Here is a 26,970-nt window from a genome sequence, read left to right on the forward strand (position 1 = left end):
TCCATCACATCCTTATTTTTTCAAAGATAAGGAACCTTATTGTTCAGCCGAAGCCTGCTCTTTCATAATCCTTGCTGTGACATACATACCAGGACGGAATTGATTGTCCACAGTATCTACCCTGGCATAGACTTCAACAGAGCGTGTATCTTCATCCACTTTCTGCCCGATAGATATCAAAGTAGCCTTAAATACTGTTTTTCCCATTCCGTTTACACGAAATTGTACCGGATTTCCCACTTTCATATCTGCCAGATCCTTTTCATAGGTTGTCAATCTGAGTAAAGTCCGACTTTTATCTACTATTTCACAAAGGGCATCTCCTACATTCATATATTTACCGACATTCATTTTCACATCTGCCACATAGCCATTGATCGGAGCTTTAATCTGCAAAAAAGGTTGAATACCCTCCTTCAGCAAGACTTCAGGTTCCACTTCCAGTAATTTCAACTGTGCAGCTGCCGCCTCCACACGGCTTTTCATTGAAAGGTAATCTGCCTTGCTTTGCTGAAGTTTCTTTTGGGAGGCTGCTTGTTCGGCAGAAAGAGCTTGCTGGCGAAGGTATTCCGCTTCCAGAAATTCAGTCTGTGCATGACTGTCCAGATATGTCTGTTGTAAAGTTATAAAGTCGGGATTTTCCAGAGTAGCCAATACACTCCCTTGCCGTACAGGTTCACCGGGCAACAAAGAAGTACTTTTAATAACCCCACCCATCGTAAGCGAAACCGTCGCCATCCGTTGTGGAGGAATAACCATTGTACCGTTAAATGATACCTGATTGGGTTTAGAAGTAGCTGAAGTGATAGCATCTACCTGAATGCTATCTGTCACGTTTTCTGCTACGGCAACAGCAGTAGCCTCTTCTGCCGGTTGTACTTCTTTGTTCTCGCCGCATGCTGTCAGCACCAGCAGAATTAAGGGGAAAGTTATCTTTTTCATCGTCATTATTCTATTTAAAAAGTTCGTATTCAAGGGCTGCTATATTGTATTGATATACCGTTTCGAGGTATCCGCGACGAATGTCACGCGCCACATTAACGGCTTGTATAAATTCAGTTATATTAGTTTCGCTATGTTGCAACTGCAGGTTGGCCACCTTCAACAGTTCATCCGCTTCTTTCAATGCCGATGTTGTATAATAGCGCAGACTTTCAGACTGGCGGCGCAAACTGGCAACAGCTTCCGAAACTTTGTTATATAGATTCTGTGTATTAGCCTCAGCTTCAGTTCTTGCTATGACGGCAGCCACTTTCGCTTGCTTTATCTTGCTATGCCACGGCAAGAAATAAACCGGAAAGGAAACTCCAACCATCCACGAATTCAATCCTTTCAGTGGAAGTATATCCTGACGTACGTAACCGAAGGAAAGTTCAGGGAAAAATCGGCTTCGCTCCACATTCAATTGTGCTTTAGCCTCATTAGCCTGACTCTGAAAATAATTCAGATGGACTTCCGAAAAAGACGGCACCTGATAATCTACCGGAAATAGTACCAATGCCGTATCTGCCGGAATCAATGGCCGGTCTGCATAACAGACCCAATTCAGGCGTGACAAAGCCAATTTTTCCTCTTCTTGTGCCTGAAAAAGGCAATTCTTCATATCCACAGCCATACTGGTGGTCATGTTTTTCTCCAGCAAAGTTATTTCTCCCTGCTGATAACGCAACTCACCCATACGCTGTAATTGCCCGGCCAATTTGTTCTGGTCACTATATAAGGCACGAAGATTGCAAGCATACAGATAATATGCCCATGCACGCTTCACTTCCGCCACCACTTCTTTTTCAGCGATCTGCCGGTAGAAAGTCCCCGTTTCAACCTGCCTGTTCACCAAAGCATTCTTATAAAAAGGAGTCAACAAAGAGCCTAAGCCTTGGGTTACTTCCCACTGCTTGTCTTTTCTAAGTTCACCATTCAGTTGTCCCCATGAATAGTTCATCTCGGTAGGAGACAATTCCAAAACTTCTCCCCTGCCCGCCTTTACCTGGCGGATTGCCGCAGAAGCTATTTTCAAACGGGGATGGTTCTGCTTTGCCAGCTCTATAGCCAGCTCCATCGTCACTTTCTCCTGAGCTTTCGCCGTAAAGGGCAACATAACAGCCAACAACAGAAAGAAGAACAAGAACTTTTTGGCAGAGAAACGGCGTTTCCATACCACTGTATAGCTTACAATCTGATAGAAAACAGGAATAATAAGCAGTGTCAATACAGTAGATACAATCAGCCCGCCAATAACTACAGTAGCCAACGGACGCTGCACTTCGGCGCCGGCCGAGGTGGCAATGGCCATAGGAACAAATCCCAAGGAAGCAACCAGTCCTGTCAAGAAAACAGGCCGCAACAGATGAGCGGTTCCACGGGCAATCACCCGTCTGGTGGAAAGAGCATACATAGTTTCTTTTCTTATATCATTAAAGTGATTAATCATTAAAATACCATTGAGAACCGCTACGCCGAAGAGGGCAATAAAGCCTACTCCCGCCGAAATGCTGAATGGAAGACCGCGTAGCCATAGTGCCAGAATACCGCCAATCAATGAAAGAGGCACGGTAGAGAACACCACCAATGTATAAGTAACATTCTTGAAAGCGAAAAACAATAGTAACAGAATCAGCATCAGAGCTACCGGTACAACAACCAGCAAAGTGTTGATGGCATTCTGCAAATTCTCAAATTGTCCGCCATATTCGAAATAATATCCGGGCTTCAATTGAATATTCTTGTCCAGCGTCTTCTGTATATCCTGCACCACCTGCTGAATATCCGCTCCACGCACATTGACCCCGATTACAATACGACGTTTGGTTGCATCCCGGTTAATCTGTAACGGACCATTCACCAAATCAATGGTAGCTACCTCACTGACCGGTATCTGAATGCCTTCATTGGAACGGACAAAGAGTTTATCCAGATTCAAATCAGCCACTTTATCCTGATCCAGGCGAACCACCAAGTCAAAGCGACGCTCATTTTCAAAGACTACTCCACTAGCCTCTCCGGCATAGGCTGTACGAATAATAGTATTCAATTCTTCTATATTGATACCATAGCGGGCAATCTTTCCACGATTATACTTTACTACCAACTGAGGTAACCCCATTGTCTGTTCTACAATCACATCCGATGCCCCAGATACCTTTTCTACAAAAGCAGCAGCTTCTTTTGCCTTCTGATAGAGTTCATGTGTGTCTTCTCCATAAAGTTTAATGGCAATATCTGCTTTGGCTCCAGTCATCAACTCATTAAAACGAAGTTGGATAGGTTGGGAGAAATTAAACTCCGCACGGTTAGCTAACGGTTCAAGAGCCTCTTTCATCTTCTCTACCATTTCGGCACGACTGGCAGCACTGGTCCACTCCTTGAAAGGCTTCATGACAATCATTACGTCGGCATCTTCCACTGCCATCGGGTCTGTCGGAACTTCCGCCGTACCTATTTTGGCTACCACATGTTTTATTTCCGGGAGTTTATCCATCAGGAGTTTCTCCGCTTCATTGGATACTTCGATGCTTTCGCTCAACGAACTGCCGGCCGGAAGCGTCATCTGCATGGCAAAATCCCCTTCATCCAACGTAGGAATAAACTCCGCTCCCAGACGGGTGAAAAGAAAGAGAGAAATAACCAGAGCCACAAACGCAGTTGCAACAGTTTGCCACTTAAAGCGCAAGCAAAATGACAAGGCACGGGCATAGAGTTTATTCAGTGCTTCAAAGAATTTATCAGCAAAAGTCGGTTTTGTCACAATATGATGTTTCAGGAACAGGGAAGCCATCATCGGAACGTAAGTCAATGATAAGAACAGAGCGCCGATAATGCAAAATACCAGGGTTTTAGCCATCGGCGTGAAATACTTCCCCTCTATTCCTGTCAACGTCAGTATAGGGAAAAAGACGATCAGAATGATGAATACAGCAAATGTCGCAGACCGTACCACACTTGAAGCACCTTTCTCTACTTCCGCATCCATTTCTTTTGCCGATAAAGTACGTCCTTTAAACTTCTTACTGTAAATATGCGCCAATATACCTTCCAATATAACAATGGAGCCATCGACAACAATACCGAAATCTATCGCCCCCAAGCTCATAAGGTTGGCAGAAACATTAAAGATACGCATCAGAATGAATGCAAACAACATTGCTAATGGAATGACGGAAGCCACAATCAGTCCGGCACGTACATTGCCCAGAAAAACAATCAATACCAGAAATACGATGATCGCGCCTTCTATCAGATTGTAGATAACAGTAGAAATGTTGCGGTTCACTAATTCAGAGCGGTTCAGATAAGGCTCGATAGTAACACCTTCCGGCAATATCTTCTGTATCTTTTCCACCCTTTTCTCCAGTTCTCCGGTTACGACATTGGCATTGGCTCCTTTCAGCATCATAGCAATGCCACCCACACATTCGCCCTTACCGTCCATTGTCATGGCTCCGAAACGTTTGGGTGCTCCGAAGCGTACTGTACCAATGTCACTGATACGGATAGGAATACCATTACGATTAGCTACTACTATCTGTTCCACATCTTTAATGCGGCTTATCATTCCTTCGGAACGAATATAATAAGCACGATTTACTTTCTCGATATAGCTGCCACCCGTATTCTGATTATTCTTATTTAAAGCTTCGAACACCTCTCCGATGGTGATATTGAGAGAGAAAAGTACATCCGGATCAACCGCTACTTCATATTGTTTCAGATAGCCTCCGAAACTGTTTATCTCAACAATTCCTGGAATACCTGACAATTGCCGTTTCACAATCCAATCCTGAATGGTACGAAGCTCCATAGCATCATATTTATCTTCATAATCCGGCTCCACTTTCAATACATATTGGTATATCTCACCCAGCCCGGTGGTGATAGGCATCATTTCGGGCATACCCAATTCGGAAGGAATTTCACCAGCCACACTCTGTATTTGCTCGTTCACCAGCTGGCGGGCATCCAGAGTAGGTACACTCTCTTTAAAGACTACCGTCACCACCGACAGCCCGAAACGGGAGACGGAACGGATTTCAGTGACATTCATGATATTGCTCATGGCGATTTCCACGGGCATTGTGATAAGTTGCTCCACCTCTTGTGGAGCCAAAGTTGGTGACACGGTTACAATCTGTACCTGATTATTTGTAATATCCGGAACAGCATCTATAGGAAGTGTCAACATGGAATAAATTCCACCAATCAAAAGAAACAAAGTGGTAAGCCCCACAAAAAGCTTCTTCTTTACTGAGAATCGAAGGATAGCGTCGAACATGTTTTATACTTTTGGTTTTTCCACAAAAGTAAACTATCCGAATTATACACAGAGTGACTATATGCTGAACCGGCTATTTTAGCTATTCAACCGTCGATATCAGTCATTGAAGTGAAACTAGCGATTTACAGCTTATCCCCAAACAGAAAATCTTTCTTCCTCCTATATGCCCATATCAATGCAAGTATCGTAATACAAAGGTTAAAGATAAATGGAAACTCCTGCGAACGTACATGAAACAATGATTGGAAGAAATCTACAATAAACGGACAAAGCAGCACAGCCAGGTAGTTCATTGCCATCACAAAAGCCAGTGCCAGCGTGGTTTTCTGGGGAACAGCCGTATCCACCGTTTTATCATAAATCAACGGTTGGATAACCCCATAGCCCAATCCCACCAGTATGCAGCCCGGTATGATCAGCCATTCTTTGGGAGAAATCCATATCAGTGCCAACCCCAGTGCAATACACAGCAGGCTGTAAAACTTCGTCTTTTCCTTCAGATACTTTACAACATGCCCCAGAAAGAAACCGGGTGCCATGATAGCAAGGAAGAAGAGGGAAATCATCATCCCCGAGTTCCCACTGGAAAAGTGATGTGCCTCCATCAGGAACGGAAGGTTGAACGTCACGATCAATACGATATAAGTGGTAAGCCCGTAGAAAAGCATCAGTTGTAGCAGATGACGGACATGAATACCATACTTACCGGGGATAGCGGGAGCAGCCGTTTCTACCGATGAAGAAGTATCGGCAGGAGATTTATCCGATGACGTGACTTGTGCTTCACCACCCATATTTTCGTCTTTCAGATGGATAGTGAGTATGATGGCTACCAAAGGTAGTAAATAGACCAGGAAAGGCAGATGCCAATTCACTTCTGCCAGATAGCCGGTAACAGCGGTTGCCACCACCAGCGTAACATTTGTAATGGCGGAACTGTATCCAAACTGCTTTACCCGATAGGTTCCTGTAAAATAACGGGATATCAATCCGGTAGAAAGCGGAATAATCAGTCCCGCACCAATTCCCAGCAGGGCGCTGACAGCTATTAATTGCCACATTTTTGTGGAAAACAGGTACAGCACCCCGCTCGCGGCGAACATCCAGAGCCCCGCGCGTAACAGACGGACAAAGTCGCGTTTCTCAGCCAACTTGCCCGCCAACAAAATAAAAGGTATAATCAATAACGACGGCAAAGAACTAAGCATCTGAATATCCAGTTCCGAAGCATCCGGAAAAATAGTGGAAAGCTGTCCCAAAATAGGAGAAACAGCCAATCCCGGCAAAGAGGTCAATGCAGAAATAGACCAGATGCCGATCAATGTAATAAGAGGAATGGTTCCCCGGCCGGTATTGATTTTCATATACACATATATATTATAGGGTTTGAAATAGTGCAAGAGAAACAATTATGGTTATAGAAAGTTCAAATAGCTCGTAGCCCGTAACTGTTTAATAAACGCCAAAATATGTAAAACCCCGGAACTTTCCTCTGCAAACGCCGTTGTTCTGGGAAATTCGACGGGGAAAATCCTCGCCGCCTAAACCTAAACTAAAATATTAGTAAAATGGAAGATGTAAATTTCAGAAAAGGTGATGCCAAAACAGAAGTGTTTGGATCAAACAGAATGTTGCAACCCTCTCCGGTAGAGAAGATCCCTGACGGACCTACTACTCCCGAGATTGCTTATCAGATGGTAAAAGACGAAACTTTCGCTCAAACTCAACCCCGTCTGAATCTGGCTACATTCGTTACCACTTATATGGACGACTATGCCACCAAGCTGATGAACGAGGCGATCAACATTAACTACATTGACGAAACGGAATATCCCCGTATCGCCGTGATGAACGGAAAATGTATCAACATCGTAGCAAACTTGTGGAACTCTCCTGAAAAGGATACTTGGAAAACAGGTGCGCTGGCCATTGGTTCAAGTGAAGCATGTATGTTGGGTGGCGTGGCAGCTTGGCTGCGTTGGCGCAAGAAACGCCAGACTCAGGGCAAACCGTTCGATAAACCTAATTTCGTTATCTCAACCGGTTTCCAGGTAGTATGGGAAAAGTTCGCCCAGCTCTGGCAGATTGAAATGCGTGAAGTGCCTTTGACCCTTGACAAGACTACTCTTGATCCGGAAGAAGCCTTGAAGATGTGTGATGAAAACACCATTTGTATCGTACCTATTCAGGGTGTGACATGGACCGGACTGAACGATGACGTAGAAGCACTGGACAAAGCTCTCGATGCTTACAACGCCAAGACCGGTTACGATATTCCTATCCATGTAGATGCTGCCAGTGGTGGTTTCATCCTGCCGTTCCTCTATCCTGAAACGAAATGGGACTTCCGTTTGAAGTGGGTTCTTTCTATCAGTGTCAGCGGACATAAGTTCGGTCTCGTTTATCCGGGTCTGGGTTGGGTTTGCTGGAAAGGCAAAGAATATCTGCCCGAAGAAATGTCATTCAGCGTAAACTACCTCGGTGCAAACATTACTCAGGTCGGCTTGAACTTCTCCCGTCCTGCTGCTCAAATCCTGGGTCAGTACTACCAATTCATTCGCTTAGGATTCCAGGGATATAAAGAAGTGCAGTATAATTCGCTGACCATTGCGAAGTATATCCATGATGAAATCGCCAAGATGGAACCGTTCGTCAACTATTCAGAAGAAGTGGTGAACCCGTTGTTCATCTGGTACATGAAACCGGAGTACGCCAAGAATGCTAAATGGACGTTGTACGACCTTCAGGATAAACTGTCGCAACATGGTTGGATGGTACCGGCTTATACCCTGCCTTCTAAACTGGACGACTACGTCGTAATGCGTGTGGTAGTACGCCAGGGCTTCAGCCGCGACATGGCAGACATGTTGCTGGGCGACATCAAGAATGCTATCACTGAACTGGAGAAATTGGATTATCCTACTCCTACCCGCATGGCTCAGGAAAAGAACTTGCCGGTAGAAGCTAAAGTGTTCAATCACGGTTGTAAAGCTCACAAAGCAGCGAAATAATTAAGGGAACCAATCAACAAGGGGACAAGCCAACTCGTCCCCTTGTCAATTCTAAAAAGAAAACTTATGGATAAAAAGATTTCAATCTCTCAACTAAAAGAGGTTGCCCAGGAAGCCTATGAACAGGTAAAGGGTAACACCGGGGGAAAAAATGCCGATTACATCCCCTACCTTGCCAACATCGACAAGAATCTGTTCGGCATCAGCATCTGTCTGATGAACGGACAAATCATTAATATAGGTGACACTGACTACCGCTTCGGTATAGAATCTGTTTCCAAAGTACACACAGCCATCCTTATCCTCCGTCAATACGGAGCACAGAAGGTGCTGGATATGATTGGTGCAGATGCTACAGGATTACCTTTCAACTCAATCATCGCCATTTTGCTGGAGAATGATCACCCTTCTACCCCATTGGTAAATGCGGGTGCCATCTCAGCATGTTCCATGGTTGAGCCTGTGGGCAATTCGGATAAGAAATGGGAAGCTATCGTTCAGAATATTACTGATTTGTGCGGTTCAGCTCCACAATTGATTGATGAGCTGTATAAGTCGGAAACGGCTACGAACTTCAACAACCGCTCTATTGCATGGTTACTGAAGAACTACAACCGTATCTACGATAATCCGGATATGGCACTCGACCTGTACACTCGTCAATGTTCATTAGGTATCACTGCTGGACAACTGGCGATTGCTGCCGGAACCATCGCCAACAGTGGTGTAAACCCTGTCACCAAGAAAGAAGTGTTTGAAGCTTCATTAGCTCCGAAAATTACTTCCATGATTTCTACCGTAGGTTTCTACGAACATTCAGGTGACTGGATGTACACTGCCGGCATACCTGCCAAGAGCGGTGTAGGTGGTGGAGTTATGTCTGTACTGCCCGGTGTATTCGGCGCAGCTGCATTCGCACCTCCTTTGGACGAAGCAGGGAATTCTGTTAAATCACAACTCGCCATCAAGTATATCATGAACAAATTGGGTTTGGGCGTGTTCAATGGTGACCGTGTGACTATTGTAGAATAAGACAATCTCTCTTTTTCATAAATAAAAGGCGTCGTCAGTCCGGAGAGGATAGGCGGCGCTTGTACTTTTCTTTTGTCTTGAGACAAAAGAAAAGATACCAAAAGAAAAACTCAAGGCTGCACTTCCGGTGCTACTCCGGTACTGCCATCCGCAGACGGGGCTCGAACTCGCTTCGCTCAAACAGATCGCCCCTTACCTGCGTCTGACAGCACCTACGCCTACGCACCTACAGTGAGGTCGGGAGACCATGCGGCGTAAAGTAAGTCACTTCCTATTATGGAAATTCTGTTTACCCCAAATGGTAACTTTGTTAACCCCACACAGTAACTCCATTTACATGCCGAGGTAAAGGTCGTTACATACCGAGGTAAAGAGCGTTACAATAAGTGGTAAAGGTCGTTACATACGGCAGTAAATGCTTTTACATTAGGCAGTAAACAATCGGTAAATATTATCTGTTGATTATCAACAAACTAACAAAACCTCATCAGTAATCTATCTCATTTCCGTACAAACACAAACTCCTACCACCGCGCAGCCCTCCGGCATAGGCGCAGGTGCGTAAGCGTAGGCACTGTCAGGCGCAGGTAAGGGGCGATCTGTTTGAGCGAAGCGAGTTCGAGCCCCGTCTGCGAATGGCAGTGTCGGAGTAGCACCGGAGACGTAGCCGGGGTCCCTTTCTTTTTGGTATCTTTTTCTTTCGGGACAAGCCGAAAGAAAAAGTACACACACACAACATTACTTTATATCCCCTCCCTGCAACTCCTTATAATACTCTTGTTTCTTCTGGTTCCTCCTCTGCACCAGACTCGTCACATACACCGTAAATATCGGAAACATCATCATCCCCAATGCTGCCAGCAGAACTGACAGTACACGCCCCGTCACCGTCACAGCAATAATATTGGAACCAACTGTCGTTACATCCATAAACGCCCACCACAAGGCATCCCCATAGCCTGTAACCAATGTATTCACCCCATGCTCCATAACATAAAAAGCCAGACTGGAGAAATAAACCGTAGCAAGCAAAGTCGTCAAATAGGTAACAAACAGACCGGATGCCTTGTTATACGTCAACCACCCCACCACAATGGCCAATGCATAACCGCCGCGCACTAAAGGAATAAAACGCAATAAGTAAGTGATTTCTTCGGAAAACGTCCATCCGGCCCAAGAAATAATACTCTGGTAAGGGATGGCTACCAGAAGGAAAACAAAGTGAGTGGCAAAATAACGTACTTTATGCTTTGCTAAAAACCACTCCAAAATGAAGTCCAGCAAAAACAATACGCACACCGCAAACTGAACCTTCATAAATACCGTCTGAGTATAGAAAGGAATACCCTTGAATGTATCTACTGAAATACTAACCACTAAAAACAACGAAAGTAACAGAATCACAATGTGTAAGACACCATAAATTCCCTTCTCTCGTAATGCAAATTCTGAAAGAGCCATTTTCATAATAATACCTATTATTTATTCTGATTTAATATATTACTGATTTCTGTCTGATTGCCCTAAAACGTCTTGCACAAGACATTTGTTTAAGTGTTAATTTACCAACTTTCACTTTATCCCCGAAAACAACTCTACCGGGTCGTTGTTATAGAGACTGATTTTAAAACATATTTTTCACCTAAAACCTTAACTTATGGCAAATATTAAACAAACAGTGAAGCTGGGTGTGTTCACCCTCGCAATCATGAATGTAACAGCAGTAGTATCCCTACGTGGACTACCTGCCGAGGCCGTGTACGGAATGAGTTCGGCCTTTTACTATTTATTTGCAGCTATCGTATTCCTTATACCGACATCACTTGTCGCTGCGGAATTGGCTGCGATGTTCCAGGACAAACAAGGTGGTGTGTTCCGCTGGGTAGGCGAAGCCTACGGTAAGCGGCTCGGTTTCCTTGCCATCTGGGTGCAATGGATTGAAAGTACCATCTGGTACCCCACCGTATTGACATTCGGTGCCGTATCCATCGCCTTCATCGGAATGAACGACGCGCACGATATGTCGTTGGCAAGTAACAAGTACTACACACTCGCCGTAGTGCTCATCATCTATTGGCTCGCCACTTTCATCTCATTGAAAGGTATGGGATGGGTAGGTAAAGTTGCCAAAGTCGGTGGTATGGTTGGTACCATTATCCCGGCAGCCTTGCTGATTATCCTAGGTATCATTTATCTGGCTACAGGCGGACACTCCAATTTGGACTTTCACAGCAGCTTCTTCCCCGATCTGACGAACTTCGACAACGTCGTACTCGCCGCAAGTATCTTCCTCTTTTATGCCGGTATGGAAATGGGCGGTATCCACGTTAAGGATATAGAAAATCCCTCAAGAATTATCCGAAAGCAGTATTTATCGGTGCAGCTATCACAGTTATCATTTTCGTGCTGGGTACTTTCGCACTGGGTGTTATCATTCCGGCCAAAGACATCAGTCTGACACAAAGCTTGCTGGTTGGTTTCGACAATTACTTCAAGTACATCCATGCTTCCTGGTTATCACCGATCATCGCTATCGCTCTTGCATTCGGTGTGCTGGCAGGTGTATTGACTTGGGTTGCCGGTCCGTCCAAAGGTATTTTTGCCGTAGGTAAGGCAGGTTACATGCCCCCGTTCTTCCAGAAGACAAACAAACTGGGTGTACAGAAGAACATCCTGTTCGTACAAGGTGGTGCTGTAACAGTATTGAGCCTCTTGTTCGTAGTAATGCCTTCCGTACAGAGTTTCTATCAGATCCTGTCACAGTTGACAGTAGTTCTTTACCTTATCATGTATATGTTGATGTTTACAGGAGCTATCGTATTGCGTTACAAGATGAAGAAGTTGAACCGTCCGTTCCGTATCGGTAAGGGTGGTAACGGTTTGATGTGGTTCATCGGCGGACTCGGTTTCTGTGGTTCTCTGTTGGCATTCATCCTGAGTTTTATCCCGCCCAGTCAGATTTCAACGGGTAGCAATACAGTTTGGTTCTCCGTATTGATTATCGGTGCCATTGTTGTAGTGGCAGCTCCGTTCATCATTTACGCTTGCAAGAAACCGACTTGGGTTGATCCGAACACTAACTTTGAGCCCTTCCATTGGGAAGAACAACCAAAAGTTGCAGCAAGCACAACAAGCACAGCTACGGCAACACCAACTGCAAATCCTACCGTAAATCCAACTAGTACAACAAATAATTCCGGTACACCTAAATCATAGGGGCGTAATCGGAAAACATAAAAATGGGACTGTACAGATTGACGTACAGCCCCATTTTTTATTTTGGACGGTAAGAAAGTGGTTTGTTTGGGACGCATTTCGTCGTCTCATATAGCTAAATTCTTATTCCTTTAGCGCATCCCACGCTCTTCTATATCCTTCCGTCAGTTCCTGCATCACCTCAGCAACCGTCTCTATCTGTTTACCGTAAAGCAGTGCAGAGGCCTGGCCAATCTCCAGTTCTCCCTCTTCCAGGTCTCCATAGAAAATCCCTTTCTTGGCACGTCCATGAGCCAGAAGAATACGAAGTTCATCTTGTGTAGCCCCCACGGCTTCGGCTGCCTCTACAGCGTCACGGAAATTATTCCGCACCAAACGTACCGGAGCAAGCTTCTTCAACAGTAGCCGGGTATCCCCCTCCTGCAAACGCAAACAATATTCCTTGAAATATTCATGAGCTGAACTTTCCTGAGTCAATGCAAAACGCGTACCTATTTGTACTCCTTCTGCTCCCAACACCCGTGCAGCAAGCATAGCCTCACCCGTAGCAATTCCTCCAGCAGCAATCAATGGTAAGGTAGTAGCGGCACGCACGGCAGGTATCAGGCACAAAGTGGTAGTCTCTTCCCTTCCGTTATGCCCGCCGGCCTCGAAGCCTTCAGCAACAACAGCATCCACACCCGCCTCTTCGGCTTTCATCGCAAAGCGGGAAGAACTGACCACATGCACCACTGTCACTCCCCGCTCTTTCAGCCATCCCGTCCATTTGGCAGGGCTTCCGGCGGAAGTGAAAACTATATTGACTCCTTCCTCTACCACTATCTGCATGATTTCTTCAATCTGCGGATACATCAATGGAATATTGACTCCAAAAGGATTATGTGTAGCAGCATGGCATTTACTGATATGCTCACGTAACATTTCAGGATGCATAGAACCTGCTCCAAGCAAGCCCAATCCACCCGCATTACTTACTGCCGACGCCAAGCGCCAGCCACTGCACCAAACCATACCACCTTGGATTATTGGATATTGAATTCCGAAAAGGGAAGTAATTCTGTTCATAGTTTTTCCGTTTAGGGATTATTAGGAAGAAACAAGAAAAATGTATGAAAGGTTCGGAAGAAAAGACGAATTGTAATAAAAAACACAGCCAAAAATATGAATCTACAACATAGGTATCGCCAGATGTACAAATTATACAAATCCTAATTTTTAATCGCCTTGACAGGCTCTTTAATCAACACTGTAGTCGAGTCCCCGTATGCACGGAGCACTTCCAGAGTACGGGCACGGCGCTTACGTCCTTTGACATTCCAGAATTCTTTTGTAAAAGGTGTCATAAAATCACCGGAGAATCCCGAACCGCCACTGGCACCCTGCCAGCTACCCACGGCCATATTATTTGCACGTTCCGTCACTCGATAACGCAATCCGGTTGCTTCTATCTCATCTATGCTTTTACGGATACCCTTTTCTAAAGGAGTCTTCGCCCAATCAGAATAAATACGAAGCATTTTAAGTTCGTAAAAAGGATCTCCTCTCCACGTGTTCTTATCTATTTTAATTTTCTTCTGATACACCGGATCCCAGTTATACTTCGTATTTGCTGTATATGGACGCAAGGTAAGAATAACTTTCTTCTTCGGTGTATTTGGTATTTCGGGAAGTGTTGTATTGAAATCCAGCCATTGTCTTTCCAGCGACATCTGTTGTTTGCCCAGAGGCTCCTGTACTCCCATTTCTTTCAGTACTTCCGGATTCAGCTTAATCTCTCCTTCTCCGTCCAATAGACGGCGCAATCGCAGAGAGTCCTGAGGTGTCCAGTTCTGGGCGCAAACGGGAAGGACTACTACTAAAAGCAGTCCGATTATAGTGCAATATATTCTCATTTATTTATTTTCTTACCACCACATATATCCGCTTCCACAAAGCGGTTCATCATAACAAGGATCTATGGTCCACATCGTACGAGGGTATTTGCGGTTTTCCCACCAGCGGCGATAACGGGCAGAAGCATCCAAAACTTCATCATCCGACAAGAAGTAAATGCCTTCATAATTCTCTGCATCCGCATGTACCATTTTGCATCCCATCGAAGCATTCTGCCCCAGACGGATTGTTTCTACTGTCCACAAGATACATTCACCTAAACGAAGCTTACCACCTGCGGAATAAGAAACCGGAGCCAGCGGAAAAGAAGGAATTACCGTCAAATCTTCGGCATACTTCAACAAGTCCCCTATGTCATCAACAGTAAACCGAGGGATAGTGTTCAGCCCTTCCGGACTTTCAACAGAATATTTTCCGGCCTTCAGTTGCTTAACGAATAAATCCACGTCAGGATTATTGTAGTCCAACGTCTCTTCCGTGCATGACACAAAAGAAAGAGAAAAGAAGAATATCAAAATGGCCATTACGGCACGTATATTAGAAATTGCTTTCATTGTTGCATTGTATTAAGGTTAATATGTCATACGAACACCGCAAAGTAGATTAAGGTTCGTTGGACGTTCCGTTCGCAGCGTTTTTGTTTGCGAATCCGTATCAAAATGATGAGATACCGTAGGCTCTGCAAACAGAGCAATCCGGTCGTTCAACTTATAACGGACTCCCAGACCTGCCGCAACGGAAAGTTGTACAGGCTCTGCTTCAAAACCATTGTCCCTGGCTCCGGATATGCATTTCTCGGCAGCACCACCCAATGTAGCGTAAAAATCTACTCTAGAGTTGCTTGCCAGTATTGCATTCAGTTTCACCGGAACAGCCAGTGTATGTATCGTATGATCTCCGTCAAGACGGTTGTATTGCAAACCTGCCTCCAGAGAAAAATGTTTGCTCAAACGACGCTCGGCAGAAACTCCTGCGGTGAACGGCATTCCGAAATCTCCCTTTGGCAACGATGTACCTATGCCTGCTTTGAAAGCCCATTTTTTAGCAGAACCACCCGCATTGGTAACGGGGAGTACTTTATCGGAATCTGAGCCAAATTCTGTATTGGAATTTGTAGCAGTAGGATCAGTAGTTGTGGCACGATGATTATTTTCATTCCTTGATGAAGCTGAAGCTGTTTGACCATACATTCCATTACCTTGGTGGTGATTGCCATATACGCGTTGGGAAATTGTAATGGAAACAGTAACAGATACAGTCTCTTCATCATCACCATTCGCAACAAGTATGGTACCGGATGACGCTGGTGCCAGATGTTTATGTCCCGGAGTCTGCGCTGTAGGTTTAGGCTCATGAATAGAGGGGAATTTTTCCTGTACCACATCTCCGTTCAGGTTACCTTCCGGTGTCAGCGTAGCCACCTTGGTGAATGCTTCCTGAATCTCATCTTTCGGAGAGAAATACCAGAATGCAGCGGAAGCAGCTCCAAGCACTAATACTACAGAAGCAGCCGCAGCCACCCGGTAGAAGCGTGGAGTAAGGACGGAACGTTTCTGCTTCTGTCCGAAAGCAACAGCTGCAGAAGTATTGGTTGCATCGGTTTCAACTCTTGACAGGTCGCTTTTCAGCTCCTCCCAAAAGCCATCCCGCACCGTCATCTCTGCACCAGAGAGGCGATTACGGAACAAACCGGTTATTTCATCATTTCCTTTCATACTCTGTATATTCTTTAATTCTTTTTGCTAACAAATTCTTGGCGCGATGCAGTTGCGAAGTGGATGAATGTACCTTAATCCCAAGCATTTCCGCTATTTCCTTGTGTGATTTCTCTTCAAACACATACAAGTTGAAAACGGTTCGGCATCCATCAGGTAATTCTGCCACAAATGCCATCAACTGCTGTTCAGAGAGGCGGCTACCGCTATCTGCTATACTTGCTTCGTCGGGTATGTCAGGCAATTGTTCTTCGTTTACCACCAGTTGGGTGATACGCTTCTGCTTTCGCAGATAATCTATTGCCTGTGTCACCATTACTCTTGTTACCCACGTTGCCAACGCACATTCGCCCCGGAAAGTGAAATGGGTAAAGATCTTGATGAACCCATCGTGCAATACGTCATGAGCGGCATCTTCATCGCCCGTATAGCGGTAGCATACCGCAAGCATCTGCTTGGAATAAAGGGTATACAGCTCCTTACGTGCGGAATCCTTTCCTGCCCGGCAGCCCTCTATCAGTTCTATTTCATTTTCCAATGTCAGTGCTATTTTTTACGGACGCCTCTTCGCGTCGTTTGTTAGTTAGACGCAGCTTTCCGTAGAATGCTGCAATGTAATATCTAAAAAGAAGTTAAAGAACGGAGATTATTTATATTTTGCTTTCAAAGTCTGTATCTGCTTGTCAAGCATTTCATCCAGTGCATCAAACTCACTCCAATCTAAGATACCGGGAACCATAACGACGAAGTTAATAAAATTATCATGTTCCAAAAGATAGGAGACTTCATCCTTAAAAGTGCGGTCATCACTCAAGATATTCTTTCTTCCCGCAGACAAGGCAAGCCCCATCAGCACATCGGTCTTTATCTTATAATAATCACCCACATCTTTCTTTTTCCTTCCCAACTCAAAATAGACCTGCATCACATCCTGCAACATACGTTTCTCAGGGATATACTGCATTAATGAGGAACCTTTCAACACGTCCAATGCATCGGTTCTATAAGAGAACTCATCAAAATTATTAAAAAGCTTGCCATACTTCCATAAAGTATCTCCAGGTATCTTAGATACATCCATATTGTGGTTCGACAACACAGTGCTCATGTGTACATCAATATCCAGCAACCGCTTTATTTTACGCAATTCCTCCTTATTGTACTCCAGTTCTTCCGCTACCAGTTGCATCGTCGCTCGCACTTCTTTCTGCCTACTGTGCTCCGCTATCTTGTCACTTCCCCAGAAAGTAACAATGATACCTGCCGCCACAATGCTGAACTGACGAAAATAGTCTCCCAGTTCCCAGCTTTTGAGCACGTTCTTTATCTTATCCCAACCGTTCTGTCCCATAACTCTGATTATTCTAAATGATATTTTTCTTCAATAGCCTGTATTGCCCTATCAATTCTTTTCCCTACACGCTCTATATAGTCGGGAGTAAAATATCTATGAGCAACCCTAACAAAGTTTCGCACCGATATATTCGAAAGGTAGATGTCCCATGCCTCATATCCCCCCTCATACAAACAATGCATCTGTTCATCGGTCAGTGTAAGATTGAAAGGTGTCATAACCTGGTCTTTCATATCATAATAGCCGTTCATAGTCGCCTTAAACCCATCCAATACTTCATAAATCTCAGTCAACTGCAACAGCAATTCTTTATCCGAAATTTTCTGCATCAACATGGAACTTTTAAGTATATCCAGTGCATTCTGGGTATAAGTGAAACTACGTATATGCCCCATTAGAAGGGCAAACTGCCTCAACGAATCTTCAGGTATGATACGAATCTTCAAGTCGTGCTCTGCCAATAAGGCAGAAAGACGTTCGTCTTCCTGAAACTCAGCCACAATATCTTCATATTTCTCCCGGTTACTTTTCAGTTCTTCCTTAATCAGCAACATGGTGGCCCGGATATCCTCCTTCTCCGAATTTCGGGTTACCAAATCACTGCCCATAAAGGTAATCAGCACACCAATCACGACAATGGATATTTGTCGCACGTAGTCTCCCAGCTTCCATCCTTTGACTATCGTTTTTACTCTTTTCCAATCTATCTTTTCCATATCTTCCAAATGCATCATCTATTCACTCAAAACGCATCATCTGTTTGACCTCAACAGACCATGCGTTCACCCCTAACAGACCGTCTGTTTCTTAGTGTTCCGTAATATACTGATTATTAATAGAAAAGCCTCTCATAAAGATTGCAATATGATGGCAAACTTATGAGAGGCTTCCCTTTTTATTCCCTAATACGACCTTCCGCCTTTGTCAACATGCTTTAAAACTCATATCCAATCCTTTTACAGAATGGGTCAGAGCACCTACAGAGATAAAGTCTACACCACATTCGGCATAATCGCGCAGCGTATCAAAAGTGATACCACCCGAAGACTCGGTTTCATAACGACCGCCTACCATATCCACAGCCTTCTTTGTCATTTCAGGCGTGAAGTTATCAAACATGATACGGTCTATGCCACCAAGATCAAGCACTTGTTGCAACTCATCGAAGTTACGTACTTCAATCTCTATCTTGAGGTCTTTACCTTTTTCCTTGCAATATTCTTTAGCACGATTGATAGCCTTGTCGATGCCTCCGGCAAAATCCACGTGATTGTCTTTCAGCAAAATCATGTCGAACAATCCGATACGATGATTTACACCACCGCCAATCTTCACAGCCATTTTCTCAAGGATACGCATACCGGGAGTAGTCTTACGGGTATCGAGCACACGTGTATTCGTACCTTTCAGTTTCTCTGCATATTTATGCGTCATGGTAGCAATACCACTCATGCGTTGCATAATGTTCAGCATCAGGCGTTCTGTCTGCAACAAAGATTGCACCTTGCCTTCCACTATCATTGCTATATCGCCCGGCTTCACCTCAGCCCCATCATTGATGAAGACTTCTACCTTCATAGTAGGGTCGAAACGACGAAACACTTCTTTGGCAACTTCGATACCAGCCAGAATGCCCGGCTCTTTAATCAAAAGTTTGGATTTACCCATCGCCGTAGCGGGGATGCACGAAAGGGTTGTATGGTCTCCGTCACCTATATCTTCTGCGAAGGCGAGGTCTATCAACCTGTCAATCAATTCTTCTTCCTTATTCATTCGCTTTATCTATTCTTATTTGATGTATCACATATTTGTTCTGTACCTTTCTGAAGAAACAATTCACCCGAAAGTTTCCATTAGCGGTCCCCAAAGTACCGATGATGAAACTTGATTCATCCCTCTTTCCTTCGTGATTCACATTGAAGCTACTGACTTTGTTCTCGGCAAAAAAATTAGCCATTGCTCTTTCTGCAGTTCGCTTGTCAGCATTGGTCGTACGATTGTGGATAATCAGATCCACCTTATCACCCAGATACCCGTTTAGCTCCTGAGAGTTTCCCTTTTTGAAGGCCGTAACCACCCCCACAGGTACGTCCTGAGCAAAGATCGAGGATACCCATAAGAAGAGGCTGGTCAACAATAAAACTACTCGTTTTTTCATAATCACAAGTATTAATGATACGCAAAGGTAAGCATTTATTGTAAAATACAATAAAAAAGCACTAATTTTGTGCACGAATCAGAATGTAAGCAACATGAAAACAACTTTGCTCGTCGTAGGGAGAACCGTAGAACAACACTTTATAACTGCCATCAATGACTATGTGCAGCGTACCAAACGCTACCTGTCTTTCGATATGGAAGTCATCCCGGAATTGAAGAATACCAAGAGCCTTTCCATGGAAGTGCAGAAAGAAAAAGAGGGTGAATTGATATGTAAGACATTCCAGCCAGGTGATGTGATTGTATTGCTGGATGAAGGGGGAAAAGAAATGCGCTCCATAGAGTTTGCAGACTATATGAAGCGCAAGATGAACACCGTAAATAAACGGCTTGTATTTGTCATCGGCGGACCGTATGGTTTCTCACAAAAAGTATATCAGGCGGCACATGAGAAAATGTCCCTTTCTAAAATGACGTTCTCGCATCAGATGGTGCGGTTGATTTTCGTGGAACAGTTGTACCGGGCCATGAATATACTCAACGGCGGCCCTTATCACCACGAATAACTGTCTCTTCAAGACCTTGAAATTTGGAACCCTGTTCCTGATAACGCCATCTCTACAAATCGTGCGCGAGGGTTCGATACATCCTGCGTCAGTATCTCCCGGATGCGCAATGCTGCCTGTGGATCTTTCGCCACCATATACAAGTAGCCTCCCCCACCTGCACCCGGCAACTTATACCCCAGTGCATAGTCCTTAATCTTATTGATAATTTTTTCCACTGCCGGAGGGTTAGTACCGCAATCCAGAGCTTTATTCTGCATCCACGTTTTGCCAACCAATGCACCATAGGCCTCAAAGTCGTTCCTCTGAATAGCTTCTGCCATATCCAATGCATGCGCCTTCATATCTTCCAATATTGCCAAATGGATAGATGAATTAAGGAACATGGAACGCACAATCTCTGCCAGGATACCTTTAGCAGTACGTGTAATTCCCGTATAATATAATAGGTGGCAATCACGATATTCAGGATGCGTAAAGAGATGTTCAGGCAACCAGTGTATTAACGGATTCTGTACAAACCCGGGTTCTGTTTGCAACAGTTTGATGCCTTGTAACACTCCACCATACTGATCTTGCCAACCACCACCCGTTGTCAACAACTGTTCCAGAGCAAGTGTACGACGGCATATTTCATTCTTATCCCACATCAAGCCGCAGAAATCACTTAAAGAGCCTAAAACCGTAGAAGCCAGTATAGAACTAGTTCCCAGACCTGAGCCTGCCGGAATAGCAGATAATAAAGTAATCTCTATACCTGTACCGAATGCCTGCAACTGTTTCTCCAACGAGGGATAACCCACTTCTGAAAACGCCGGGCCAAAACCTGCCAACGTCAGCGCCGCTTTCGGAATAGAGAAAGGAGACCCAATCTTACAGTAATCCTGCAATTCCCCGAAAGTATTCACAACTTCCATCGCTCCCATATCAATAGAGCGCAAAACAATGCGATACTCTTTACAAGGCTTCACATAAACTTGCAAAGGAGGTTGCCCATTCAATTCAATGGCCAGATTCACTACATTTCCACCCGCAAAAAGAGAATATGGCGGAGTATCTGTCCAGCCACCCGCAACATCAATACGCACAGGGCTACGTCCCCAAACAATCTGATCGCTATATACATTGAGGTGAGGACGGCTTTTCTTCTCATACAAATCAGAAAGGAGTCCTTCGCGCAGCAGTCCGAAAGCCTCTCTTTCATCATTCTGAAAGTCTTTTCCATTCAGCTTGTCTATCTGCGCCCGAAGCATCCGGTTATGGATACGCTGCATCTGAGGTGCATCATCCGGTAACACATCCGGTTTATCTATCTTCAAACAATGAAAATCTTCGGCAACATCAGCCAAATCCAATTGATAGAAGACACTCTTCTCATAATTGCGTGCCAGCAATTCCCAATTGCCTTTCCGGAAACTCTCGCGCTGTGCATATAATTGACGTAAATCTGCTTTCGCTGAAATTTCATCGGCAGAGAGACGTTGACTGTTCAACCAGATTTTCTTACCTTCCGCCAATTCCAGTTCCGAAGTCATCCAGCAAAGTACCTTGCCCATCTGTTCTATATCTTCTACTACTGGAAAGATTCCGGCAGCCTGTAAGTCGTCTTTCCTTCCGATTACATCATCCGGAGTCAATCCACGTTTCGCCAACCAACCAATGAAGGGCATTCCCAGGAACAAAGTCTTTTCATCCTGGATATCTCCTTTAGATACATCATCAAAGCCATACGGACGAACCACCCAACGCTTCTCCGCAAGAGGCACAATGTCTACACACACTCCATCCGGCAGTGCCAACGTCCAGTCATTTCTCGGTACGCCTGTGATAATTTGCCGGGAACCAATCTTCCACGATGCACCAACAAAGCTGTTTTCAATCCAAAGATTATCATTATTAGAAGAAAGAGTTACCCCTATTTCTGCATTCTGCACAAAGATTGCAGGATTGGGTTTTACTTTCCGGTGCATAATCCGACGTTGATCGTACACTTTATTCTGTAAAGTGACAGTTGAGGAAAGTAATTCACGGCTCGTTCCATAATGGTAGAATTCACCACCCGGTAAGGGCAAAATAGCCACAGACAGCTTATTCAACTCATCATCAATAATGCACGGGTGGTTACCCAGAGACAAACCGAAGTCTGAATATAAATCATAGTACTTCAAATCAGAATACGAAGCATCTTTCTGCGAACGTTTCATCAATAATTCCACCGCCCGATCGCTCAGCAACCAGATACCTATATCCATCAGAAAGAGATGAGTCTTGGAAAGATTTTCCAACTCTTGCAATGAAGGCTTCTGCAACATAAAATCCAACGCTTCCGGCTGTTTGCGGTCAGAAACAAACACCCCATGATGTGTTGCTAATACCGGATCTACCCAGAGTCCATAACATACCACATCTGCATCCGGTATATCCTGCAAAGGTTTCTCGGCACGAATATAGACATCACCACTCGCAATCAGTGTACGCAACTTTTCCGGTGCCCGCTCCATGATTTTCTCATAAAGTGGAACTTGCAAGGATAATAAGTTTTGCCCCAGCTTCTGCCCGCGTGCCCAGCGAAATACCGGTATTGGGGTTAATATCTTTCCGGAGGGAGCATATCCCGGCAGGCGGCGGCTTTGTCCACCGGCATGCAACAGGATACGTTTCTCTGTTGAGTGTTCTGTTTGTTGGTTTCTATACCATTCGCGCAAGAGCCAGGTTGTTCCCCCACCCGATCCCAGTTTCATCCCTACAGGATCAGAAGTACAAAACCATTCCGTACGATCTACATTTTCCAGTTCATAGAATGCCGACACAAGATTAGGCGGCAAGGATAATAATTTTTGCATATCCGATTGCTATAATGCTTAATATATTAGCTGCAAATTAAAGCAATCTTAAGCAAAATCCACGAAAAATTTTAATGATTTTGAAGATGAAGATAGAAATATCCTCGCACGAAGAAAATAGAAGCGAAACTTAAGTGTAAAGCCTATACAAAGATTCTCCTATATCTGTTCAATTAAAGAAGGATGGATAAAAGCCGTGGCCACAGCCATAAGACCCTGAATAACAACAACCACACGACGATCATCTTTTATACGAACAAATTCACCTTCTACACCTTCAAAAACGCCACCGGTAATGCGAACACGCTGTCCTCTCTTCAGATTAATAGTAGTGGGGTCTAAGTAGACAACCTGCTGATCGCAATTACCCGCAACAGCTATGAAACTCCGCATTTGTACATCCGGAATCGTAATAGGTTGTTGAGTTTCGCAATCCATGATGTAGCGAATTGGAAGAATAGCTCCTTTAGCCTCTTTTATCTCTTCAAGTTGCTTTCGGGTGGAGCGAACAAAGACCAGATTATGAATAGCAGGAACAAGCTTGCGGATTTTACATTCATTCCTCACAATATACTCATAACGCATTGGAATAAAATTCTCTATTTGCTTGCTGTCCAGATAATTTTTCAAGGCCAACTCGCGGCTATAAGTAATACGCAGGGGATACCAATTCAGATCGGCGGAGCTTGTATTCACAATAGGATTTTTTATATAGCATTTAGACTTTTACTATGTATGAACTAATAAATTAGCCACAATAATGCAGACTTAATCGTTCATCCAACGGACGCAAAGTTAAAGCGTAACAATGAGAATACAAAATATTACGATAAAGAAAAAGCAGTTCCGAGTAGAAGCTTTTCCATGAAATACAAAAAGTAGACTTCCCGTTGACAAGAAGTTAAGAGTTTGTCAACAGGAAGTTAACCCTTTTTCTATTTTTCCAGCATATCTACTACTTGCTGTAATAATGCAGGCATTTCATGGTTGGAATTCTTAATCGTATGAATCTGCTCTTTTCCTTCCGCAGTCAGTGAGAAATACATTTGGCGTTTATCGACTTTACCGATAATGCGGGCAATCAACTTCTTCTCCTCCACAGAGCGTATTAGCTTGGAAGTATTAGAATGAGTAAGTCCTAATGCTTCTGCTATTTCTCCGGAAGTGAGCCGGGGATTATCCAGAAGTGCACAGAGCAACATCCCCTCATTCAACGAGAGGTTGTATTGCTGGATAAATTGGGTTTCAAACTCGGCTATCGCCCGATAAACATCACGAATTTTACATAAATCCTCCATATATTCTCTTTTTTATTTGTTAAATAACAAATTACTAGATGAAAAGGTTGACATTGGCTTTATCTGCCCGCTCCATGTAAGTAGCAACACCACCGATAGTTACCTCATCCAACAGTTCTTCACGACTGATTCCCATCATATCCATTGACATCTGGCAAGCTATAAATTCTACACCCTGTGCGAGAGCCTGAGAACGAAGTGATTCCAAAGAATCCACACCTTTTTGTTTCATAAGGAAACGCATCATCCGGCTACCCATGCCAAACATATTCATTTTGGATAACTTCAATTTCAAAGAACTGGAAGGAAGCATCATGCCAAACATCTTACCAAAAATATCTTTCTTAACTTTCGGCTTCTGCACTTTCTTCAGAACATTCAATCCCCAGAAAGTGAAAAAGACCGTAACCTTCTGTCCTGTTGCCACAGCACCATTTGCCAATACAAAGGTAGCCAAAGCTTTGTCTAAATCATCACTGAAAAGGATCAAAGTTTTTCCCCTACCCGCTATTGCTCCGGCAGACGATGGACAAACAGCAGCCGGATCACCTTTCTCTATAGTTACTGTATAACGACCTTTTTCTTCATGACTTCCTATCAGACGGTTTCCCGTCGTATCACACCATGCCGAAGCATCACGTGCAAATCCGGCATCAGTTGCCACAATCTCCACTTGTTCTCCCGGAGCAAGAGTATCCATTGCCTTTTTAACTTGCATGATAGGCCCCGGACATTGCAGGCCACAGGCATTAATTTTCAATGGCTCTTTAGAAGAACTCACCGTAGATTCTATTGAATTAACCTGCGGTATGGCAACTTTATCGGGTACAGGTACAGGCGCTACTGCAGCAGAATAGAGTTTATATCCTCCTGAGAGGTTACGCACATTCCGATACCCATTTCCCATCAGGATGCGTTGTGCCAGATATCCACGCAACCCTACCGCACAAAACAAGACAACCGGCTTGCTTGCAGGAACTTCCGACATACGATCTCTTAAATCATCCAAGGGTATATTAATTGCTCCCGGAATAGAACCGAAAGAAAATTCCTCGGGAGTACGGGTATCTATCAACATGACTTCATTCTTCTGCTGTACCAGTTCGCGCCAGGTAATAATGGGCATTGCACCGCTTATTATATTAGAAGCCACATATCCTGCAATGGCAATAGGATCTTTAGCCGAAGAGAACGGAGGTGCATAAGTGTGCTCTGTTTCCATCAGATCGTAAACCGTCCCGCCTCGCTTAATAAGTCCGGCAATCTGGTCGATACGTTTGTCCACTCCTTCATAACCAATGCACTGTGCACCATATAATTTTCCCGTAACAGGATGGAAAGTTAATTTTAAAGTCAGTGGCAATGCATCCGGATAATAGCCCGCATGAGAAGCAGAATGGGTTACAGAACTCTGATATTCCATCTCCCATTGCTTCAAGCGCTTAGCAGCAAGTCCTGTAGAGGCAACAGTCATATCAAAGACCTTGGCAATAGAAGTACCAATAGCACCTTCATAAGAAACTTTATTGCCAAATACCATATTATCAGCCACAATACGTCCTTGACGATTGGCTGGATTAGCCAGATAATTAAGCCATGGTTTTCCGGTCAGCGGATGCGGATATTCAATTGCATCCCCTACGGCATAGATATCTTTCTCAGAAGTTTCCAGATACTCATTCACCCAGATACCTCCGGCTTCTCCTATTTTTAATCCGGCATCTTTGGCCAAAGCAGTTGCCGGACGTACACCGATAGAAAGCAATACCATATCTGCCGGAATTGTCTTCCCACTTTTCAAGAAAACTGTAATACCTTGCTCTGTGCGCTGAAAATGGGTTACTCCTTCTTCCAAATAAAGTGAAACACCCTTCTGAACCAGATGCTGATGAACAGGAGCAGCCATAGAGAAGTCAATAGGTGCCATTACCTGATTGCCCATTTCCACTACAGATACAGAGACTCCTGCATGATGCAGATTTTCCGCCATTTCCAAGCCGATAAACCCTGCACCAACTACGACTGCACGTTTTACAGCATGTTCTGTGAGATAAGATTTAATACAGTCGGTATCTTCAACATTACGAAGGGTAAAGATTCCCTCTGAATCAATGCCTTCTAACGGTGGCCTGACCGGAGTAGCTCCCGGTGACAACAAAAGCTTATCATAAGTTTCTTCATATTCGCCTCCGTCAACCGTACGAACCGTAATGGTTTTATTCTGCGGATGAATGGCAATCACTTCATTCTCTACACGCACATCCACTCTGAAGCGCTGACCGAAAGAAGCCGGCGTCTGCACCAGTAACTTCTCACGTTCGTCAATCACGCCACCAATATAATAAGGTAGACCGCAATTTGCATACGATATATACTTTCCCTTCTCTAATAGAAGGATATCAGACTTTTCATCTACCCTTCTCAATCGTGCCGCCGCTGTAGCTCCCCCGGCAACACCTCCAATAATTATATACTTCATACTTCTTTATTTTAGTTTTGATGGTGCAAAGGAAATAATATTTTCTTAAATAAAATAGTTTCCGATGGAAAACAATGTTAAAACACAGCAAAACAGTACAATGACCAAGATAATTACTATCATAAAACATG

20 protein-coding genes and 1 pseudogene are annotated in these 26,970 nt (G+C 44.2%); 4 read left to right on the forward strand and 17 right to left on the reverse strand.

All coding sequences use genetic code 11. From position 1 onward, the window contains the following. Positions 1–36: 36 nt before the first annotated feature. The 3 genes from BACINT_RS15785 to BACINT_RS15795 form a co-directional block, all read right to left on the reverse strand. The gene (locus BACINT_RS15785; protein WP_021967070.1) at positions 37–942 is read right to left on the reverse strand and encodes an efflux RND transporter periplasmic adaptor subunit; all 906 of its coding nucleotides are present in this window, start codon (positions 940–942) and stop codon (positions 37–39) included. A 10-nt stretch (positions 943–952) separates the two neighbouring features. Further along, positions 953–5,269, reverse strand: a complete 4,317-nt coding sequence (locus BACINT_RS15790) for a CusA/CzcA family heavy metal efflux RND transporter (RefSeq protein WP_007664799.1) — start codon at positions 5,267–5,269, stop codon at positions 953–955. A gap of 125 nt (positions 5,270–5,394) precedes the next feature. Then, positions 5,395–6,636, reverse strand: a complete 1,242-nt coding sequence (locus BACINT_RS15795) for an MFS transporter (RefSeq protein ID WP_007664808.1) — start codon at positions 6,634–6,636, stop codon at positions 5,395–5,397. A gap of 204 nt (positions 6,637–6,840) precedes the next feature. On the opposite strand from BACINT_RS15795, the gene BACINT_RS15800 reads away from it, so the two are divergent. Both BACINT_RS15800 and glsA read left to right on the forward strand, forming a co-directional pair. Beyond that, positions 6,841–8,283: a glutamate decarboxylase gene (locus BACINT_RS15800; protein WP_007664813.1), complete on the forward strand. Its 1,443-nt coding sequence runs from the start codon at positions 6,841–6,843 to the stop codon at positions 8,281–8,283. A gap of 66 nt (positions 8,284–8,349) precedes the next feature. Beyond that, positions 8,350–9,315 (forward strand): glutaminase A, encoded by a 966-nt coding sequence (glsA, locus tag BACINT_RS15805; protein WP_007664815.1) that lies wholly within the window; start codon positions 8,350–8,352, stop codon positions 9,313–9,315. 738 nt (positions 9,316–10,053) lie between these two features. Here glsA and BACINT_RS15810 read toward each other — a convergent pair. Next, a complete protein-coding gene (locus tag BACINT_RS15810; RefSeq protein ID WP_007664817.1) occupies positions 10,054–10,782 on the reverse strand; it encodes a potassium channel family protein in 729 nt (242 codons plus the stop codon). Positions 10,783–10,972: 190 nt separating this feature from the next. Here BACINT_RS15810 and gadC point away from each other — a divergent pair. Then, a pseudogene (gene gadC, locus BACINT_RS15815) lies at positions 10,973–12,531 on the forward strand (putative glutamine/gamma-aminobutyrate antiporter GadC). A 123-nt stretch (positions 12,532–12,654) separates the two neighbouring features. Here gadC and BACINT_RS15820 read toward each other — a convergent pair. From BACINT_RS15820 to BACINT_RS15860, 9 genes are all read right to left on the reverse strand, one after another. Then, on the reverse strand, positions 12,655–13,596 hold the full coding sequence (locus BACINT_RS15820) for an NAD(P)H-dependent flavin oxidoreductase (RefSeq protein WP_007664820.1): 942 nt from the start codon (positions 13,594–13,596) through the stop codon (positions 12,655–12,657). 143 nt (positions 13,597–13,739) lie between these two features. Further along, positions 13,740–14,423: a DUF4858 domain-containing protein gene (locus BACINT_RS15825; RefSeq protein ID WP_007664821.1), complete on the reverse strand. Its 684-nt coding sequence runs from the start codon at positions 14,421–14,423 to the stop codon at positions 13,740–13,742. A gap of 12 nt (positions 14,424–14,435) precedes the next feature. After that, on the reverse strand, positions 14,436–14,978 hold the full coding sequence (locus BACINT_RS15830; RefSeq protein ID WP_007664823.1) for a DUF4943 family protein: 543 nt from the start codon (positions 14,976–14,978) through the stop codon (positions 14,436–14,438). An 18-nt stretch (positions 14,979–14,996) separates the two neighbouring features. After that, positions 14,997–16,139 (reverse strand): outer membrane beta-barrel protein, encoded by a 1,143-nt coding sequence (locus tag BACINT_RS15835; protein WP_007664824.1) that lies wholly within the window; start codon positions 16,137–16,139, stop codon positions 14,997–14,999. Then, positions 16,126–16,677, reverse strand: a complete 552-nt coding sequence (locus tag BACINT_RS15840) for an RNA polymerase sigma factor (protein ID WP_007209685.1) — start codon at positions 16,675–16,677, stop codon at positions 16,126–16,128. Before BACINT_RS15840 ends, BACINT_RS15835 begins: the two co-directional genes overlap by 14 nt. Positions 16,678–16,785: 108 nt before the next feature. Beyond that, entirely contained in the window at positions 16,786–17,490 is a 705-nt protein-coding gene (locus BACINT_RS15845) for a hypothetical protein (RefSeq protein WP_007664825.1), read from the reverse strand. Between the two features lie 8 nt (positions 17,491–17,498). Continuing rightward, positions 17,499–18,209 (reverse strand): hypothetical protein, encoded by a 711-nt coding sequence (locus tag BACINT_RS15850; RefSeq protein WP_044155314.1) that lies wholly within the window; start codon positions 18,207–18,209, stop codon positions 17,499–17,501. A gap of 208 nt (positions 18,210–18,417) precedes the next feature. After that, positions 18,418–19,266 carry a carboxylating nicotinate-nucleotide diphosphorylase gene (nadC, locus tag BACINT_RS15855; protein WP_007664827.1) on the reverse strand — a complete coding sequence of 283 codons (849 nt, stop codon included), beginning with the start codon at positions 19,264–19,266 and terminating at the stop codon, positions 18,418–18,420. Next, positions 19,259–19,651, reverse strand: a complete 393-nt coding sequence (locus BACINT_RS15860) for a DUF4783 domain-containing protein (RefSeq protein WP_007664829.1) — start codon at positions 19,649–19,651, stop codon at positions 19,259–19,261. Before BACINT_RS15860 ends, nadC begins: the two co-directional genes overlap by 8 nt. Before the next feature lie 94 nt (positions 19,652–19,745). On the opposite strand from BACINT_RS15860, the gene rlmH reads away from it, so the two are divergent. Further along, positions 19,746–20,219 carry a 23S rRNA (pseudouridine(1915)-N(3))-methyltransferase RlmH gene (gene rlmH, locus BACINT_RS15865; RefSeq protein ID WP_007664830.1) on the forward strand — a complete coding sequence of 158 codons (474 nt, stop codon included), beginning with the start codon at positions 19,746–19,748 and terminating at the stop codon, positions 20,217–20,219. Positions 20,220–20,227: 8 nt separating this feature from the next. Here rlmH and BACINT_RS15870 read toward each other — a convergent pair whose 3' ends face one another. The 4 genes from BACINT_RS15870 to BACINT_RS15885 all read right to left on the reverse strand — a co-directional run bounded on the left by BACINT_RS15870 (position 20,228) and on the right by BACINT_RS15885 (position 26,839). Continuing rightward, entirely contained in the window at positions 20,228–23,062 is a 2,835-nt protein-coding gene (locus tag BACINT_RS15870) for a bifunctional fucokinase/fucose-1-phosphate guanylyltransferase (RefSeq protein WP_007664831.1), read from the reverse strand. Between the two features lie 159 nt (positions 23,063–23,221). Then, positions 23,222–23,758 carry a UpxY family transcription antiterminator gene (locus BACINT_RS15875; protein WP_007664833.1) on the reverse strand — a complete coding sequence of 179 codons (537 nt, stop codon included), beginning with the start codon at positions 23,756–23,758 and terminating at the stop codon, positions 23,222–23,224. A gap of 239 nt (positions 23,759–23,997) precedes the next feature. After that, on the reverse strand, positions 23,998–24,360 hold the full coding sequence (locus BACINT_RS15880) for a MarR family winged helix-turn-helix transcriptional regulator (RefSeq protein ID WP_007664834.1): 363 nt from the start codon (positions 24,358–24,360) through the stop codon (positions 23,998–24,000). 34 nt (positions 24,361–24,394) lie between these two features. Beyond that, positions 24,395–26,839 carry an FAD-dependent oxidoreductase gene (locus BACINT_RS15885; RefSeq protein ID WP_007664836.1) on the reverse strand — a complete coding sequence of 815 codons (2,445 nt, stop codon included), beginning with the start codon at positions 26,837–26,839 and terminating at the stop codon, positions 24,395–24,397. Positions 26,840–26,970: the final 131 nt, after the last annotated feature.

The sequence above is a fragment of the Bacteroides intestinalis DSM 17393 genome (genome assembly GCF_000172175.1).
GTDB classification, from domain to species: Bacteria; Bacteroidota; Bacteroidia; order Bacteroidales; family Bacteroidaceae; genus Bacteroides; species Bacteroides intestinalis.

Coding starts and splice junctions, on each gene's coding strand:
- BACINT_RS15810 (WP_007664817.1), bottom strand. CDS start 10,782: ATGAAAATGGCTCTTTCAGAATTTGCATTACGAGAGAAGGGAATTTAT.
- BACINT_RS15870 (WP_007664831.1), bottom strand. CDS start 23,062: ATGCAAAAATTATTATCCTTGCCGCCTAATCTTGTGTCGGCATTCTAT.
- BACINT_RS15790 (WP_007664799.1), bottom strand. CDS start 5,269: ATGTTCGACGCTATCCTTCGATTCTCAGTAAAGAAGAAGCTTTTTGTG.
- BACINT_RS15835 (WP_007664824.1), bottom strand. CDS start 16,139: ATGAAAGGAAATGATGAAATAACCGGTTTGTTCCGTAATCGCCTCTCT.
- BACINT_RS15800 (WP_007664813.1), top strand. CDS start 6,841: ATGGAAGATGTAAATTTCAGAAAAGGTGATGCCAAAACAGAAGTGTTT.
- BACINT_RS15820 (WP_007664820.1), bottom strand. CDS start 13,596: ATGAACAGAATTACTTCCCTTTTCGGAATTCAATATCCAATAATCCAA.
- BACINT_RS15880 (WP_007664834.1), bottom strand. CDS start 24,360: ATGGAGGATTTATGTAAAATTCGTGATGTTTATCGGGCGATAGCCGAG.
- glsA (WP_007664815.1), top strand. CDS start 8,350: ATGGATAAAAAGATTTCAATCTCTCAACTAAAAGAGGTTGCCCAGGAA.
- BACINT_RS15845 (WP_007664825.1), bottom strand. CDS start 17,490: ATGGGACAGAACGGTTGGGATAAGATAAAGAACGTGCTCAAAAGCTGG.
- rlmH (WP_007664830.1), top strand. CDS start 19,746: ATGAAAACAACTTTGCTCGTCGTAGGGAGAACCGTAGAACAACACTTT.
- nadC (WP_007664827.1), bottom strand. CDS start 19,266: ATGAATAAGGAAGAAGAATTGATTGACAGGTTGATAGACCTCGCCTTC.
- BACINT_RS15785 (WP_021967070.1), bottom strand. CDS start 942: ATGAAAAAGATAACTTTCCCCTTAATTCTGCTGGTGCTGACAGCATGC.
- BACINT_RS15885 (WP_007664836.1), bottom strand. CDS start 26,839: ATGAAGTATATAATTATTGGAGGTGTTGCCGGGGGAGCTACAGCGGCG.
- BACINT_RS15830 (WP_007664823.1), bottom strand. CDS start 14,978: ATGAAAGCAATTTCTAATATACGTGCCGTAATGGCCATTTTGATATTC.
- BACINT_RS15850 (WP_044155314.1), bottom strand. CDS start 18,209: ATGGAAAAGATAGATTGGAAAAGAGTAAAAACGATAGTCAAAGGATGG.
- BACINT_RS15825 (WP_007664821.1), bottom strand. CDS start 14,423: ATGAGAATATATTGCACTATAATCGGACTGCTTTTAGTAGTAGTCCTT.
- BACINT_RS15860 (WP_007664829.1), bottom strand. CDS start 19,651: ATGAAAAAACGAGTAGTTTTATTGTTGACCAGCCTCTTCTTATGGGTA.
- BACINT_RS15795 (WP_007664808.1), bottom strand. CDS start 6,636: ATGAAAATCAATACCGGCCGGGGAACCATTCCTCTTATTACATTGATC.